The organism is Aquirufa novilacunae (assembly GCF_045310505.1).
GTDB classification, from domain to species: domain Bacteria; phylum Bacteroidota; class Bacteroidia; order Cytophagales; family Spirosomataceae; genus Aquirufa; species Aquirufa novilacunae.
The window spans coordinates 74,366-90,395 of record NZ_JBEWZG010000001.1; the positions used below are offsets into that span (position 1 = coordinate 74,366).

Consider the following 16,030-nt stretch of genomic DNA (forward strand, 5'->3'; position numbering starts at 1 on the left):
CTTAAAAGTTGATAATTGCTTGTTTTTCTAGGCTTTCATAGGCGGCATCGATGACGCGCATACTCGCAATTCCATCCTCGCCTGGCACAGCGGGTGTCGCACCGGAGCGCAAAGATTGAAAAACATTTTCGTAAAATGCCATGTAATTTCCTTTTTCAGAGGGAACGCGTTCTGGGCTGCCTCCGTCTACATGCAGAAGGCCATATTCGCTAACGGCATCTACTCCCCAGTTTTCGCCCATGGGCACATGGCCTTTATCTAAATCAACCTCTTGGCGATCCGAACGGGTTTTGATGAAGCTTCCCTTCGTTCCATGTAATTGGAATGCAGGGATAGGTTCTTTGAAATAATAACCACTTTTCAAGCGAACGCGCAGGGAAGGGTAGTATAATAAAATCTCGAATAGGTCGATTACCTCTGTTCCGGGACGCGTTTTGCGTAAATCTGCAAACACGTGCGTAGGCTTGCCAAATAAATGCAAAGCCTGATCAATCAAATGCGGACCTAAATCGGTCACGATTCCAGCGCCTGGACCAGCATCCTCTTTGTGTCGCTTAGGCGACATGAGTGGATTATAGCGGTCAAAATGAAATTCTGCTTCGACGATATCGCCTAAAACGCCATCTGAAAGCACCTTTTTAAGTGTTAAGAAATCGGAATCCCAGCGGCGGTTTTGGTAGACAAAAATCTGTTTGTTCACCTCCTTAGCTAATGCCACTAATTGCTCCGCCTCAGAAGCGTTACAGGTAAATGCTTTCTCTACTACAATATGTTTTCCAGCCTTTAAAGCAGCAGATGCGTATTCAAAGTGCGAATAAATGGGCGTATTAACAATGATTAACTCGATCGAAGGATCTGCTAGAACGGCTTCCATCGAATCGTAGGAGGAAGTTCCAGGATAGGCATTCTCGATGTTTTTCTTGGAGCGTTCCCAGGATCCTACTAAATTGAAGCCGGGATGTAATTGAATGAAGGGGGCGTGAAAAACACGTCCTGACATTCCATAAGATAATAAGGCAGTTTCGATCGGTTTCATAAAAGTAAAAATAAACAATTCAGACCTTTAAACATAAACGATTATCTATGAAAAAAATACTTGCATTCAGTCTCCTAAGTTTAACAGCCCTGGGGCAGTCGAAGCCTTTGGTCTCGCACATGTTCACGGCGGACCCATCTGCCCACGTTTTTCAGGGCCAAATTTATATTTATCCTTCTCATGATATCGATGCAGGGGTAAAGGAAGATGATTTAGGGAGTCACTTTGCGATGAATGATTACCACGTTTTATCACAAAAAACACCAGCAAGTCCGGTGGTTGACCACGGGGTTGCGTTAAAATTAGAAGATGTGGCCTGGGCTTCGAAGATGCTTTGGGCTCCAGATGCAGCTGAAGCTAATGGTACTTATTATTTGTATTTCCCAGCAAAAGACAAGGAAGGTGTTTTCAGAATTGGAGTGGCCTCATCAGCTAAACCAGAGGGACCTTTCAAAGCAGAGAAAGAATACATGAAAGGCTCTTTCAGTATCGACCCTTGCGTTTTTAAAGACAAGGATGGCTCGTATTATTTGTATTTCGGAGGAATTTGGGGTGGTCAATTACAGCGCTGGAAGTCAGGTACTTATGGCGCTACGGATGAGTCTCAACCTGCCAATGGTCAACCTGCTTTGATGGCTAAAGTGGCTCGATTGGATGCAAATATGAAAGAGATGTCAGAGGCTCCACGCAATGTCCAGATTTTGGATGCGAATGGAAAGATCTTGTTGTCAGAGGATCACGATCGCCGTTTCTTCGAAGCTGCTTTTGTGCATCAATACCAAGGGAAATACTATTTCTCCTATTCGACTGGGGATACACACAACATTGCTTATGCCACAGGAACGAGCCCATATGGCCCTTTTATCTACCAAGGTGTGATTCTTAAGCCAGTGAAAGGATGGACGAACCACCATTCGATTATTGAGCAAAATGGGAAGTGGTATCTATATTACCATGATGTGGAGATTTCAGGTAAGACGCACCTAAGAAACATCAAAGTGACGGAGTTGAAATACCGTCCAGATGGAAGTATCGAGACGATTGATGCGTACAAATAAAAAGAAAGGCCGCTCATTTTCGTGAGCGGCCCTCATTTTTTAGGCTAATATTTATTAGGCCAATATTTTCTTAGCAAAAGCCACACATTTCTTCACTTCCTCTACCGGAGTGGAGCCAGCAGGAACTTCGTATTCCAATTCAATGGTAGCTGGGAATTTGTATTTATTCTTCTTCATTAAGGTTAATACTTCCTTTAAAGGTGTATCACCTGATCCCCAAACAAGGTTGCCGGCACCGTGTTCTTTCGACGTACGGTCTTTGATGTGCATACTCGAAATGCGATCGTGTTTCGCTTCGATGAAGGCTAATAAGCTAGCACTTGTGTGAGGAGCTCCCACCGCGATATAGTGACCGCAATCAAGGTTGATGGAATTGTAGGGGTTTTGGGCCAAAGCCTCATCATATACCGTATCCTTCACCTGCGTATGCGTGTGGTAACCGAAATAGATCTTGTGTTTCTCTCCTAGAGCGCCTAAACGTTGCGTTTGAGCTGAAGAAGTAGGTAATTCCAACGTAACCGACTTTGCACCTAACACTTTTGCTGCACGTAAGGCTGATTCCACCTCCGCATCCGAGTTTTTCTCGCCAAACGCATTGGGTTTGTAGGCATAAACTGAGATTCCTGCGTCGTCTAACATTTTACGAACTTCTTTGAATTTGTCCATCGAAACAGACTCTCTCCAAGCAGATACATCTTTCTGATATTGCGCTAAAGCTGCCTTTTGCTCATCAGTGAGGGTAGGGCGTGGTTGACCTGGAGTCCAACGCATCGGAACCGGATTAGCGGGACGACCTGCGTAATCTTCTACAGCGTCTCCCATTAATTCAATGGCAGAAACACCTGAATCTACACAGTATTGGATGATTTGCTTGATATCTCCCGGCATTCCGCGGAAAGAATAGGTAATGGTTCCTACTTGAACGCCACCAAAAACAGAGCTTGGTTTGGCAAAACTGAAGGACGAATTCGATGCCCACAATAGGCCTAAAGAGGCTAAGGAGCCCGCCGCTAAAAACTGGCGACGTGAGGTTTGGTTGTTATTTTTCATAGATTAATAGGTTTCGAAACTCATTTTACGATTATATTCTGAAATACATATCCTGTCGCCACATTTTTGCGACGAAATCCTCCTTATTTTCTTTCAGGAATCTTTATTTCATTTTGGGGTTCAAAAGAATTGACCACGCTCACTTGATTTCCTTTTAAAGTAAAGGTCCAATGATGTGGACTTTCAAAATACAATAAGGTTATTTCTAGCGTCTCGGCATCGACCCAGCGATAAGAACCTGCATAATCAAAGGGTGCTTTCTTCGCTAAATCAACTCGGGCCGCTCTCAGCATGTAAGGGCCAATTAAATTGGTTTTACCTGTTGCCCAAGCTCCTTGCGCCAGTTGAAACTCGTGTTTTGTAGAATCTTTAGTCGTGATGGTCATTATGCCTTTCGCATCCACCGCTAGTTGTCTGAAATCCAATGGATTAGTGCCTAAATGATAGCTTTTTGTAGGTAAGGCTGCTTTAAGACTTGAAACAGGCGCGTTAATTTGTCTGCTCGCATTAAAGGTAGCTAGTGCTTTTAAACCGCTTGGATTAGCTGGCAGGGCTTTCGTTTTAAATGCCGGTAATAAGTTCTTCCAAACCTGGTTTAAATCATCCGGTAAATCTTGCGATTCCGAAGTAATAATCAATACCGCATCTTGTTCTGGCATCATCAAAATGTATTGACCATACGCTCCATCTCCTCTAAATGCCCCATTTCTTGATCTCCAAAACTGGTACCCATATCCTTGCAACCAATCAGCATATTGTCCATTGGCTTTTTTATCCGCACTGGCATCAGGTTCTTGATCGATGTGTTTGCTCGTTGCTTCCTCTACCCAAGCCGCTGGTAAGATTTGCTTTCCTTCAAATTTTCCCTTGTTCAGATACAATAAACCTAGTTTAGCCATGTCCTCCGTTTTCACGCGGATGCCCCAGCCACCCACGTTGATGCCTTTTTGGTCGGATTCCCAGTCGATGCCTGAAATGTGCAAAGGGTCTAATAAACGTGGCTTTAAGTAGTCCAAAGTCGTCATGCCTGTCACTTTTTGGACGATGGCTGATAGCATATAGGTGGCCAGCGTGTTGTAAAGGAACTTTGTTCCGGGTTGATGAGCAATCGGGTAGTTCAAAAATCCCCTAACCCAATCAGGAGAAAAGACGATGACGCTGCGTAAAGGTTCTTTTTCGTGACCTAAGGACATGGTTAATAAATCCTGAACTTTCAGATCTTTCAAGAAAGGTTTGTCCTGCAAGTCAGCATGCTCAGGGAAAAAGGCAATTACTTTATCTTGCACAGTGAGGCGCTTCTCCGCTACGGCAAAACCGATGGCGGTGGAGGTCCAGCTTTTGGAAACACTATACATACTGTGTTTCTTATCTGCGGCATAAGGCTTCCACCAGGCTTCTGAAATAACCTTTCCGTGGCGAATTAACATATAGGAATGCAGTTGATGCTTATCTGCGGAATAGCCTTCGATGAATTTGATAATGGCCTCAGATGAAACCCCCTCGGCCTCAGGCGTACTGTGAGGAAGGGATTGAGCGAATATTTGGAAACTAACTAGGAACAATAGTCCCGTCAGGAATGCGTTATTTTTCATGTAATAGGTTTAATTTTGATAAAAATAAGAAAATATTCTTGGAAAAACCTGTTGCCAAAATTGCTGCCGTGTCTGTGTCCTTAGGGGCTCAATCCGTTGTTTCTGATATCTCATTTCAGATTTTGCCGGGGCAATTAACAGCCATTGTAGGGCCCATGGGTTCCGGGAAGACCTCTTTAGCTAAAGCTTTAGCTGGGAGATTGTTCAGAACGGGTGAGGTTTGGTTTGAATCCAGAAATCCGGATAAAAGGGCTTATGTGATGCTCGTAGAACAACAGCATCAATTTAAGAACCGGAGTAATCTTTCTGAGTTTTACTTGCAGCAGCGATTTAATTCGTCGGATTGCGAGGATGCCTATACGGTCGAAGAGGAATTGAAGGACTTAGAAATCGAAGAATGGGTTTCCCTTTTTGAATTAGATGACCTCTTAAAAAGACCGATGATTCAGCTTTCGAATGGAGAGAATAAGCGTTTGCAGATCGTTAAATCACTTGCATACCAGCCGGATTGGTTGATTTTAGATAATCCCTATGTGGGTTTAGACGTAAAAGGACGCGAAATCCTGACCAAAGGATTGCTGTCTTTACTAGCAAAAGGAATCCATTTTATCCTCATTTCTTCGCCAGGGGATGTGCCGGATTATATCCACCAAATCATTGAATTGCCTGCTTCTCACGCTGAGGAGAGCAAACCTGAGCCATTATTGCGCACCTTAGATTATTTCGATGTGGCTGTTAGAATGGAAAAGGTGCAGATTAATTATGGCGTAAAAACGATCTTGCAGGATTTCTCTTGGGAAGTCAACAGGGGAGAACGCTGGGCGATAAAGGGTCCGAATGGGGCAGGAAAGTCGACTTTGATTAGTTTGATTACGGCTGATAATCCGCAGGCCTATTCTCAGAACATTACCTTATTTGATCGAAAAAGAGGTTCGGGGGAAAGTATTTGGGACATCAAAAAGAAAATAGGCTATGTGAGCCCAGAATTACATTTGTATTTTAAAGAAGGGGGAACTTGTTTTTCCGTGGTGGCTTCCGGATTATTCGATACCCAAGGCTTGTATAAGCGACTTTCTGAGGAGCAAAAAGCACAGGTAACTCATTGGATGCAGGTGATGGGAATTGCCCATTTAGCCGAAAGGTCCTTTATGCAAATTTCTGGAGGGGAGCAGCGGATGGTGTTGATAACACGCGCTTTGGTGAAGAATCCTGAATTATTGATTCTAGATGAAACTTGCCAAGGATTGGATCGCATTCAGACGGAGCGACTTAAAACGGTACTCGATTATTTAGCCGCGAATTCGGAAATGACGCTACTTTACGTGAGTCATTATGATCGCGATATTCCTTCTTGCGTGAATCAGACCTTGGAATTAAAACGGCTCTGAGATGGATGGGCTAGGTTTCGAGAACCATTTAGGGCCATCTGCCGTCATATAAGCACAATCTTCTAAACGTACACCGAACTCACCAGGAATCGCAATCGTAGGTTCAATGCTGAAACACATCCCTATTTCAAGAGGTGCCTTATTTCCGCGCACCATATTGCCCCACTCGTGTCCACTCATTCCGATGCCGTGACCGGTACGGTGCGGTAAACCAGGCATTTTATAATCGGGTCCAAAACCCGCATCCACTAATACTTTACGTGCAGCATGGTCGACATTTTCTGCCGGTGCCCCTAGTTTAGCAGCCTCGAAACCAGCTTGCTGTGCCTTCTTCTCTAAGTCCCAGATTTGTTTTTGCTTCTCGCTTGGCTCCCCAAAAACAATCGTTCTCGTAATATCAGACTCATATCCTCCCACACTGCAACCACAATCTAACATTACCACATCACTATTTTTAAGAATTTGTTTGCGAGAACTTCCGTGTGGGAATGAAGTCGCCACCCCAAAAGTCACCGACGCAAATCCATGCACCGCCCCTTGTTCTGTATGCGCTTGGGCTATTTTTTGAGAAATTTGACGTGGAGTGCAACCAAGTGAAAGTGCCGCTATTCCGGCCTGAATCGCCTTAACTGTGATGTCATTCGCTTTTTGCATCAAGGCAATTTCGGCTGGAGATTTGATGATTCTACACGGAATCGTGATGGCATCTGCGTTGACAAATTGGAAATTCGAGGTTTTGCGTAATCCATCGAAGATGAAGAAACGACAGAATTCGTCGATACCAATTTGGCCTTGCTGAATACCTAAATTCGTTAAAACGCTGGTAGTCAATGCAAAAGGATTTTCATCTTCTTCCCAAGTTCTCACTTTCGTCCCTGCCGCAGCCATTTCTAGAAAGCGATCCTCTTCGAAAGCCGGGCAAATAAAATGGATTTCACCTTTTGCTGGAATAACGGCTAACATCGATCGTTCAGACGGATGCCAGCTGATGCCCGTATAATAATTCATATTGATTCCCGCGTCCAGAATGATAGCCTGAATGTTCTTTTCTGCCATCAATTTTTGTGCTTTAGCGACACGCGACATTCGTTCTTCCGCACTAATGGGAGTGAACTCGATAGGGGCTAAGGCAGCTGAGGATGATTTTAGAGAAAGGGTAGAGGCTAACAGGCCTCCTTTAATGAAGTTTCTACGTTGCATAGCGAAATTTAAAATAAAACATTTACAATAGAAATTCTCCCGGGATGAATTAACTTTAAATTCAGAATTATCCTATGCGGCTACTTTTTATTCGTTTCTCGGCAATCGGCGACATCGTTTTAGCTTCTCCGGCTTTGCGTTGTGCGAAGCAGCAGATTCCTGGTGTAGAGATCCATTTTTTGACGAAGAAGTCGATGAAGGCCGTTTCGGAGGCGAACCCTTATGTGGATCAATTCCATTATTTTGACAAAGATCTCTCCGCTACGATTCAAGAATTAAAAGCCTGTAAATTCGATTATATCATCGATTTGCATAAGAATCTGCGCACTTTGCGGATTCGCTTAGCATTAGGCGTGCCTTATTTATCTTATAATAAGTTAAGTGTAGAGAAGTTTTTGCTGACAAAATTCCAAGTGAATCGAATGGCAGATCGCCACATTTCGATGCGTTCTGTGGATACATTAGCTCCTCTGGGTGTTAGCTACGATGGGAAAGGTTTGGATTATTTTGTACCTTCTGAGGTCATTCAGCCGGTCTTTTTCCCGGAAGGCTACGTCGCCTTAGTGATAGGTGCCTCTTACGCCACAAAGAAATTGCCTTTGGAGTCCTTGAAGGTTTTATGTTTCCAAATTCCACATCCCATCGTCTTAGTGGGTGGTAAAGAAGAAGTGGCGGATGGCGAGGCTTTGGCCTTACAGGACCCTAAGCGAATCGTGAATACCTGTGGCGCTTATTCATTGCATGAATCGGCGTTAATCGTTTCTAAAGCGCGTTTAGTGATTTCACATGACACCGGTATGTTGTACATCGCTTGTGCCTTTGAAAAGAATGTCATTGCCATCTGGGGGGCGACTTCACCCGCTTTACAGGTGGAACCATTTATGCCTGTTGATTCTAAAGCGCAGGTTTTTCAATCCATCGTTCCCGATTTAACTTGCCAGCCTTGTTCGAATTTCGGTACAAAGACCTGTCCTAAAGGCCATTTTGCTTGTATGAAACAGCAGGATTTGCCGGAGATTGCTAGGCAAGTGGAGCAGATGTGGTAAAACAAAAAAGCCCGACATTTCTGTCGAGCTTTCTGAGCCTCCTATCGGGATCGAACCAATGACCTACTGATTACAAATCAGTTGCTCTACCAGCTGAGCTAAGGAGGCGCATTTGAGTTCACAAAAGTAAGCCAAATGGATTAAAACGCAAAATATTGTTTGAAAAAAATTAATCTTTTTTCAATTTTTCGAGTTCTTTTTCCGCTTCAGCGATTCTCTTTTCGACCTCTGCACGTAGTTTATCCGAGTTTTTAGACTTCGCGAAGAATTCTAAGTTATTGGTTAACACGGCGATATCATTTTCTAATGCCTGAATTTTCTTGCGAGCATCTGGTGAAGCAGATTTTTTCTCTTCGCCACCTGAATTAGATTCTGATGATAAAGATTTTAATTCAAAACCCCAGGCTGCTAATTGTTCTTTCGGTTGTGTACGAGCTAAATCAATTAAGGCATTCCAAGTTGTGCGGAAGCTTTCTTGAATGGCTTTCACGTTATTACGTGGTACGAAACCAATCGCATCCCAAGTTGCTTTCTTCTCACCTAATGAGGCTAATAGGCTAGGGTCTTTTAGCATCGCTTCCATTTCTTTTAAAATAGCTTGCTTTGCTTCTAAGTTTGCTTCGAATTCAACATCCTTAGCGTTCTTACCTTTTTCACGTGTTAAGTTGAAATAGGCGTCACACGCTGCTTTGAATTTCGCGTAAATAGATTCTTTTTGTTTTTCTGGAACGTGACCGATCTCTTTCCACTTTTTCTGCGTCTCGATGACCATTTGAGTCACTTCTGGTGTGATGGTTCCCGTTTCCACGATTCCATTCACTTGGTCGATCAATAATTGCTTCGCGGCTAAGTTAGCTTTGCGCTCGGCATCGATCTTCGAGAAGAATTCACTCTTGTGTTTGAAGAAGGTTTTTAAGTCAGACCAAAAATTATGGCTAACCTCTTTACCGCCCTCGCGTGGTAATCCACCTTTTAAATTATTCCATTGTTCCTGAAGCGCTAATACCGCTTTAGATGCTTGGTTCCATTCGCTGATGTTCGCCGCTGTGAAGTTTGCGTAATGCTTCATCAAGTCACCGATCTCGCGTTTAACTTTCAGATTCTCTTCGAAAACTTGCTTTTGGGCATCATTGATAGCTCTTTTTTGTTCGAAAAGTACATCTAATGATTTCTTCACCCGCGTCCAGAGTGACTCATTATCATCTCTATTCGCTGGTCCGATGTGCTTGTATTCTTCGAATAGCTCTTCGGCCTCTTTTAATAATTTCTGCAAAGCACCGCCTTTCGATATCTCAGCGGCTAATGCTTCTAGTTTAGTGGCTATGGCTTCTTTGGCCTGTAAATTCTTCTTACGATCTAACTCTAATAGTTCGAAGAAGATGCTTCTATTACTGTAGAAACGATCCACTAAGGCATGATAACTTTGCCAAAGCGTCTGATTCATAGGTCCCTGCACACTGCCTAAACCTTTCCACTCTTCTTGTATCTTTTTAAATGCCTTAAAGCTCGCATTCACGTGTGCCGGATCAGAATTGTCATCCGAATCCACCAAGGTTCTTAACTCGTTAATCAAACGCGTCTTTCCCTCTAATGCCTTCTCTCTCAATTTCTCCATGTTAGAGAAAAATGCGCTTCTTTCTGTACGAATAAACGCTGAAATCGCTTCAATTTGTTGAGAAGTTTCATCTCCTTTGAAAGAAAAACCTTCCTCAGAATCTTCGTTCCCCGCCTTAAATGCTGCTAAAGCTTCAGCGCGTTCGCCTTGCTTAATGGCTTCCCAAACTGTTCTAACTTCTTTCGTCAATTCATCGACTTTTTTGAAATTCGCCGATGAGGCGCTCGCTTGAAGAATGGCTTTCAATTGCTCATAGAAGGCAAGAATGCTCTCTTTGGTTGCTTTTGAAAGGTCTAAAACAGGGAATTCCACTGCCTTTTCTTCCACTACAGGAAAAACTACTTCCGCTGGAGCTGCCACCTCAGCGGGAGCTGCTGTTTCAACAATAGCTTCTGTCGGTGTTTCTTCTGGAGTAGGAGTGGTTTCCAATTCTTCTGCTGGATTCGTCTCTTCGGTGATCATAATCGTCGTTGTTTGCGTTTTAACTTAAAAGTTTTTCAAAAATACGCTCCATCGATACAGCATAACCAATTTTCTCTTTTAGGTCTGCTATAGAAATGCGCTCTTGGGTCATCGTGTTGCGATCGCGAACGGTCACGGTGTTGTCTTCCATGGTTTGGTAATCCACCACCACACAATACGGTGTTCCAATTAAATCTTGACGTGTATAACGCTTGCCTATGGCGCCACCATCGTCGTAAGTTGTATTAAAGGCAAATTTAATGCTGTTTGTGATCTCTTGTGCTTTCTCTGCAAGACCATCTTTCTTCACTAATGGAAGAACGGCTACTTTCACGGGAGCTAACGCCGGGTGGAAGTTTAAGAAAACACGTTGTTTTTCTTGATCTCCTTCGCCCACGGTCTCCTCTGTATAGGCATTGCAGAGTATCGCTAAGAATAAACGATCGGCCCCTACGGACGTTTCAACTACATAAGGTATGTAATTTTCGTTTATCTCTGGGTCAAAATACTGTTGTTTCTTTCTCGATAAATCTTGGTGTGCTTTCAAGTCGAAATCCGTTCTCGAGTGGATTCCTTCCATTTCTTTAAAGCCAAAAGGGAACTTGTATTCGATATCCACCGCCGCATTTGCGTAGTGGGCTAATTTATCGTGATCGTGGAATTTCAAAGAAGTAGCCGGAATACCTAAAGCCAAGTGGAATTTCATACGAGTTTCTTTCCACTTCGCATACCATTCCATTTCCGTGCCAGGGCGAACGAAGAATTGCATCTCCATTTGTTCGAATTCACGCATACGGAAGATGAAATTACGAGCTACGATCTCGTTACGGAAGGCTTTCCCTATTTGGGCAATGCCAAAAGGAACCTTCATACGGCCCGTCTTTTGGACATTCAAGAAATTCACAAAAATCCCTTGAGCAGTCTCCGGACGTAAATAAATTAAACTCGCATCCTCAGAAACCGCACCTACTTGGGTAGAGAACATCAAATTGAATTGACGCACCTCAGTCCAGTTAGCTGTGTTTGAAACAGGACACTTGATATTTTCATCAATAATAATCTGGCGAACTCCCTCTAAATCCCCTGCATCTAAGCATTTAGCCATCTTTTGTAATAAAGCCTTCGCTTCCGCCTCTTTTCCTTCCTCCTCTAATGCTGCAGCTCTTTCTTCTAATAAAGTATCCGCACGGTAACGTTTTTTGGAATCCTTATTATCAATCATCGGATCATTAAATGAATCCACGTGACCAGAGGCCTTCCATGTCAATGGGTGCATAAAAATAGCCGCATCAAGACCCACCACGTTGTCATTCAACATCGTCATCGCCTTGTACCAAACTGTTTTTAAGTTATTCTTTAATTCAACACCGTTTTGACCGTAATCATATACCGCTTGCAAACCATCATAAATTTCCGAAGACGGAAATACGAAACCATATTCTTTCGCGTGTGAAATAATATCCTTTAATGCTGAGGCGGTATCTTGTTTTTTATTTTCCATTAAATCAATCTTATTAGATTGCAATTTACCGAAAAGAATGAAAGAATGAGGCTAGCAACGTGTTTTTTCTTAATTTTGGCCAGATTTACAAGGTAAAAACCAAGATATTGATGAAAAACGTTTCCTTCGCCTTAATTCAGCTATCCTGTAGCTCAAATGTTTCAGAAAACTGGCAAAAAACGCTTTCCTCTATTCGCGACGCTGCGAGTAAAGGTGCTCAGGTGATTTGCTTGCAGGAATTGTTCAAATCAGTCTATTTCTGTTATGAAGAAAAGCAGGATTTCTTCGCTTTGGCAGAAGCTATTCCGGGTCCATCGACAGACGAATTAGGTGCTTTGGCAGCGGAATTAAACGTCGTAATTGTCGCCTCTCTTTTCGAAAAGCGCGCTGCCGGTCTTTACCACAACACCACCGCGGTCATCGATGCAGACGGAAAATACCTTGGTAAATACCGTAAAATGCACATTCCAGACGATCCTGGCTATTACGAGAAATATTATTTCACTCCGGGAGATTTAGGATATCAAGTTTTTAATACGAAGTTTGCCAAAATCGGTGTGCTCATCTGCTGGGATCAATGGTATCCAGAAGCGGCTCGCTTAACGGCTCTTCAAGGAGCAGAAGTGCTAGTTTATCCTACAGCCATCGGCTGGGATTTAGAGGAAAAAGACGGAGAAATCAACCGAGAACAATACCAAGCTTGGCAAACCATCCAGCGTTCACATTCGGTCGCAAATGGCGTTCCTGTTGTTTCGGTAAACCGTGTGGGAACAGAAAATGGCCAACAGTTTTGGGGAGGAAGTTTTGTCTCTAACGCCTTCGGTCGCGTCATCTTCCAAGCCTCCCACGATCAAGAAGAAATCGCTTTAGTCGATGTAAACGTCGATTCTAGTGAATACTACCGCAGAACCTGGCCTTTCTTTAGAGATCGCAGGATTGATTCTTATGGGGGAATTACGGAGAGGTTTATTGATTAAAATCAAAGCATAAAGAATAAAGCACAAAGAATAAAGTGGGAATCAAAAAGCGGCATTTGCCGCTTTTTGATGAGTATAGATTATAAAGCATAGAGCATAAAGAATAAAGTTGGCACAAAAAGAGCTCGAATTTCGAGCTCTTTTTGATTTTATGAAAAATTTTACCTGAATTCATCGCCGTAGGCGATTCCAACTCTATGCTTTATTCTTTGTGCTTTATGCTTTAAGCATTAAAAATCAGCGGAGCTGATTTTTAATGCGCTTCCAGCCAATTTTCCCCCACGCCAATTCCCGTTTCCATCGCCACACCTAAATCCATGGCCTCGCACATGATTTTGTTGATTTGTACTTTTAGGTAGTCAACTTCGTCCTTGTGTGCATCGAATACGAGTTCATCATGAACCGTTAGAATCATCTTCGATTTTAAATTCTCTTTCTCTAAGAAATCCTGAATTTGAATCATCGCAACTTTGATCATATCCGCGGCTGAGCCCTGAATAGGGGCATTAATAGCGTTGCGTTCTGCTAAACCACGTTCGTTCATGTTCGCGGATAGAATATCACGTAAATAGCGGCGGCGACCTAAAACCGTTTCGACGTAACCGTTGTCGCGGGCGTCGGTGATGCTTTGGTCCATAAAGGTCTTCACTTTAGGGAATTCAACGAAATATTGATCGATGATTTCCTTTGCTTCTGTGCGGGAAATGCCTAATTGAGCAGCAAGACCGAAGGCAGAAACGCCGTAAATAATCCCAAAGTTTACCGTCTTCGCCTTGCGTCGCATATCAGAAGTAACTTCTTCTAAAGGGACGTGGAATACTTTCGCGGCAGTCGCTTTGTGTACGTCCAAACCGTTATTGAAGGCATCTAGCATCGATTCGTCTTTCGAGAAGGCGGCCATGATGCGGAGTTCGATTTGGGAATAATCCGCAGATAAAATCAAGTGGTTTTCATCGCGGGGGATGAAGGCCTTGCGGATTTCTCTACCACGAACGGTACGGATGGGGATGTTTTGTAAGTTCGGATCCTTCGATGAAAGACGCCCCGTAGCGGTAACGGCTTGCATGAAAGAAGTATGAATGCGACCGGTAGCAGGGGAAATAAGTGCCGGAAGGGCATCTACATAGGTCGATTTTAATTTCTGTAATTCGCGGAAGTCTAAAATTAGAGAGGCGATTTCGTGCTCGGCTTCAAGTTTGGATAGCACCTCTTCTCCCGTCATATATTGACCGGTTTTGGTCTTTTTCGCTTTCGGATCTAGTTTTAGTTTTTCAAATAGAATCTCACCTAATTGCTTTGGAGAGGCGATGTTGAATTCTTGGCCAGCCGTTGCAAAGATTTTCTCCTGAACGGCTTTGGAATCCGCTTCCAAGGTTTTCGACATCTCTTGTAAGAAGGGAACATCTAAGTTCACCCCTTCGCATTCGATGGCAGATAAAACACGTGCCAGAGGCATTTCGACCTCGTTTAGTAGTTGAACAGCCTTTGGATTTGTTGTTAATTGTTTGTCTAAGAAAGGCTTTAATTGCAGGGTGATGTCGGCATCTTCCGCGGCATATTCCTTGATCAAGTTCAACTCCACTTCCCGCATGTTACCTTGTTTAGCCCCTTTTTTACCGATCAAGTTTTCGATCGACATTGGTTCGTAGCTTAGGTAGGCGAGGGCCAAAGCATCCATCCCGTGGCGTTTTTCTGGCTCAATTAAATAGTGAGCAAGCATTGTGTCGTAGGTTGCTCCTTTGATTTCGATGCCATAATTGCGCAATACGCTCATATCGTACTTGATGTTTTGGGCGATTTTAGTGGTGGATTCTTTGGCAAAAATCCCCTTAAATAAATCTGCCTGCGCCTGACATGCCGACTGATCCTCTGGGAAAGGCACATAAAAGGCCTCACCTTTGCGATAAGAGAAGGACATGCCTACTAATTGCGCCTCGATGGCCACTAAACTCGTTGTTTCCGTGTCAAAACAGAAGGCATCTTGGCGATCCAAGAAACTAATCAAGGACTTGATCGCGTTCTCACCCTGCACTAAATGGTATTGGTGCGCGGTATTACTTAAGTTGGAATAGCTCGTTGTACTGACTTCTTCTTCCTCCATTTCTGGGGCGGAAGCGGTTGCAGGAGCCTGTGAACCAAACATATCCATCTGATTGGCATCCACTTTAGGAGACGCTTTCACTTTTGCGACTACCGGTTCGTCTTCGCCTAAAATACGCTTGCGCAGTGTTCTGAATTCTAATTCTTCTAATAGAGGCTCTAATAAGGCTCGGTTAGGCGGAGTCGCTTTTAATTTTTCTTCTTCGTATTCAATAGGTACTTCGAGCATAATACGGGCCAAATGCTTCGATAAAATGCCCTGTTCGCGGAAATTGACTAGGTTTTCCTGCAATTTGCCTTTTAACTGGTCGGTATTGTTTAGTAGGTTTTCTAGTGAGCCAAACTGCTCGATGAGCTTTTGGGCAGTCTTTTCACCCACGCCAGGAATGCCCGGAATGTTGTCCACTGCATCACCCATCAAACCTAGCATATCGATGACTTGGTCCACGTTTGAAATGTTCCAGCGCTCGCACACTTCTTTTGGTCCTAAAACTTCAACTCCCTTACCCATAAAGGCCGGTTTGTACATCTTAATGCGCTCCTCCACTAATTGCCCGTAATCCTTATCTGGGGTCATCATATAGACCTCGATATCCGGATTCGCCCGAACGGCCTTTTTTGCAATGGTTCCGATTACGTCATCCGCCTCATATCCATCCAAAATCAATAGCGGAATATCCATCGCCTCAACCAATCGCTTCACATAGGGAATCGCAATCGTAATATCTTCCGGTTGTTCCTGACGCTGAGCCTTGTAAGGCGTATATTCTACGTGTCTGAAAGTCGGTTTTGGTGTGTCAAAAGCTACCCCTAAATAATCTGGTTTCTCCTTATTAATGACCTCAAGGATCGTATTTGCAAAGCCAAAAACGGCGGAAGTATTAATTCCCTTCGATGAAATTCGAGGTGTTTTAGCAAAAGCAAAATGCGCGCGATAAATCAAGGCCATCGCGTCAAAAAGGAATAATTTTTTCATGTAATTCAGCTATATTTGGGGATAGAGAG

Annotated in this window: 11 protein-coding genes and 1 tRNA gene; 4 read left to right on the forward strand and 8 right to left on the reverse strand. The window is 43.5% G+C overall.

Annotated features, from left to right (window positions below):
• Window position 1: 1 nt before the first annotated feature.
• Window positions 2-1,036: a Gfo/Idh/MocA family oxidoreductase gene (locus V7S74_RS00360; protein WP_406776788.1), complete on the reverse strand. Its 1,035-nt coding sequence runs from the start codon at window positions 1,034-1,036 to the stop codon at window positions 2-4.
• A gap of 47 nt (window positions 1,037-1,083) precedes the next feature.
• On the opposite strand from V7S74_RS00360, the gene V7S74_RS00365 reads away from it, so the two are divergent.
• A complete protein-coding gene (locus V7S74_RS00365; protein ID WP_406776789.1) occupies window positions 1,084-2,094 on the forward strand; it encodes a glycoside hydrolase family 43 protein in 1,011 nt (336 codons plus the stop codon).
• 54 nt (window positions 2,095-2,148) lie between these two features.
• On the opposite strand, the gene V7S74_RS00370 is transcribed toward V7S74_RS00365, so the two are convergent.
• Together V7S74_RS00370 and V7S74_RS00375 are read right to left on the reverse strand one after the other, a co-directional pair.
• Complete coding sequence (locus V7S74_RS00370; RefSeq protein WP_406776790.1) at window positions 2,149-3,144, reverse strand: sugar phosphate isomerase/epimerase family protein; 996 nt, start codon at window positions 3,142-3,144, stop codon at window positions 2,149-2,151.
• A gap of 83 nt (window positions 3,145-3,227) precedes the next feature.
• Window positions 3,228-4,736 (reverse strand): serine hydrolase domain-containing protein, encoded by a 1,509-nt coding sequence (locus V7S74_RS00375; protein WP_406776791.1) that lies wholly within the window; start codon window positions 4,734-4,736, stop codon window positions 3,228-3,230.
• Window positions 4,737-4,774: 38 nt separating this feature from the next.
• Here V7S74_RS00375 and V7S74_RS00380 point away from each other — a divergent pair, with 38 nt between their 5' ends.
• The gene (locus V7S74_RS00380; protein WP_406776792.1) at window positions 4,775-6,124 is read left to right on the forward strand and encodes an ATP-binding cassette domain-containing protein; all 1,350 of its coding nucleotides are present in this window, start codon (window positions 4,775-4,777) and stop codon (window positions 6,122-6,124) included.
• On the opposite strand, the gene V7S74_RS00385 is transcribed toward V7S74_RS00380, so the two are convergent.
• A complete protein-coding gene (locus tag V7S74_RS00385; RefSeq protein ID WP_406776793.1) occupies window positions 6,110-7,324 on the reverse strand; it encodes a M24 family metallopeptidase in 1,215 nt (404 codons plus the stop codon). The two genes, V7S74_RS00380 and V7S74_RS00385, sit on opposite strands and share 15 nt — an antisense overlap.
• Window positions 7,325-7,398: 74 nt before the next feature.
• On the opposite strand from V7S74_RS00385, the gene V7S74_RS00390 reads away from it, so the two are divergent.
• A complete protein-coding gene (locus tag V7S74_RS00390; RefSeq protein ID WP_406776794.1) occupies window positions 7,399-8,370 on the forward strand; it encodes a glycosyltransferase family 9 protein in 972 nt (323 codons plus the stop codon).
• 35 nt (window positions 8,371-8,405) lie between these two features.
• Here V7S74_RS00390 and V7S74_RS00395 read toward each other — a convergent pair.
• The 3 genes from V7S74_RS00395 to V7S74_RS00405 all read right to left on the reverse strand — a co-directional run bounded on the left by V7S74_RS00395 (window position 8,406) and on the right by V7S74_RS00405 (window position 11,948).
• A tRNA-Thr gene (locus V7S74_RS00395) sits at window positions 8,406-8,478 on the reverse strand.
• A 61-nt stretch (window positions 8,479-8,539) separates the two neighbouring features.
• Window positions 8,540-10,447, reverse strand: a complete 1,908-nt coding sequence (locus V7S74_RS00400; protein ID WP_406776795.1) for a DUF349 domain-containing protein — start codon at window positions 10,445-10,447, stop codon at window positions 8,540-8,542.
• A 19-nt stretch (window positions 10,448-10,466) separates the two neighbouring features.
• Complete coding sequence (locus V7S74_RS00405; RefSeq protein WP_406776796.1) at window positions 10,467-11,948, reverse strand: glycine--tRNA ligase; 1,482 nt, start codon at window positions 11,946-11,948, stop codon at window positions 10,467-10,469.
• Between the two features lie 107 nt (window positions 11,949-12,055).
• On the opposite strand from V7S74_RS00405, the gene V7S74_RS00410 reads away from it, so the two are divergent.
• Entirely contained in the window at window positions 12,056-12,925 is an 870-nt protein-coding gene (locus tag V7S74_RS00410) for a carbon-nitrogen hydrolase (RefSeq protein WP_406776797.1), read from the forward strand.
• 253 nt (window positions 12,926-13,178) lie between these two features.
• On the opposite strand, the gene polA is transcribed toward V7S74_RS00410, so the two are convergent.
• On the reverse strand, window positions 13,179-16,001 hold the full coding sequence (gene polA, locus V7S74_RS00415; RefSeq protein WP_406776798.1) for a DNA polymerase I: 2,823 nt from the start codon (window positions 15,999-16,001) through the stop codon (window positions 13,179-13,181).
• Window positions 16,002-16,030 lie beyond the last annotated feature (29 nt).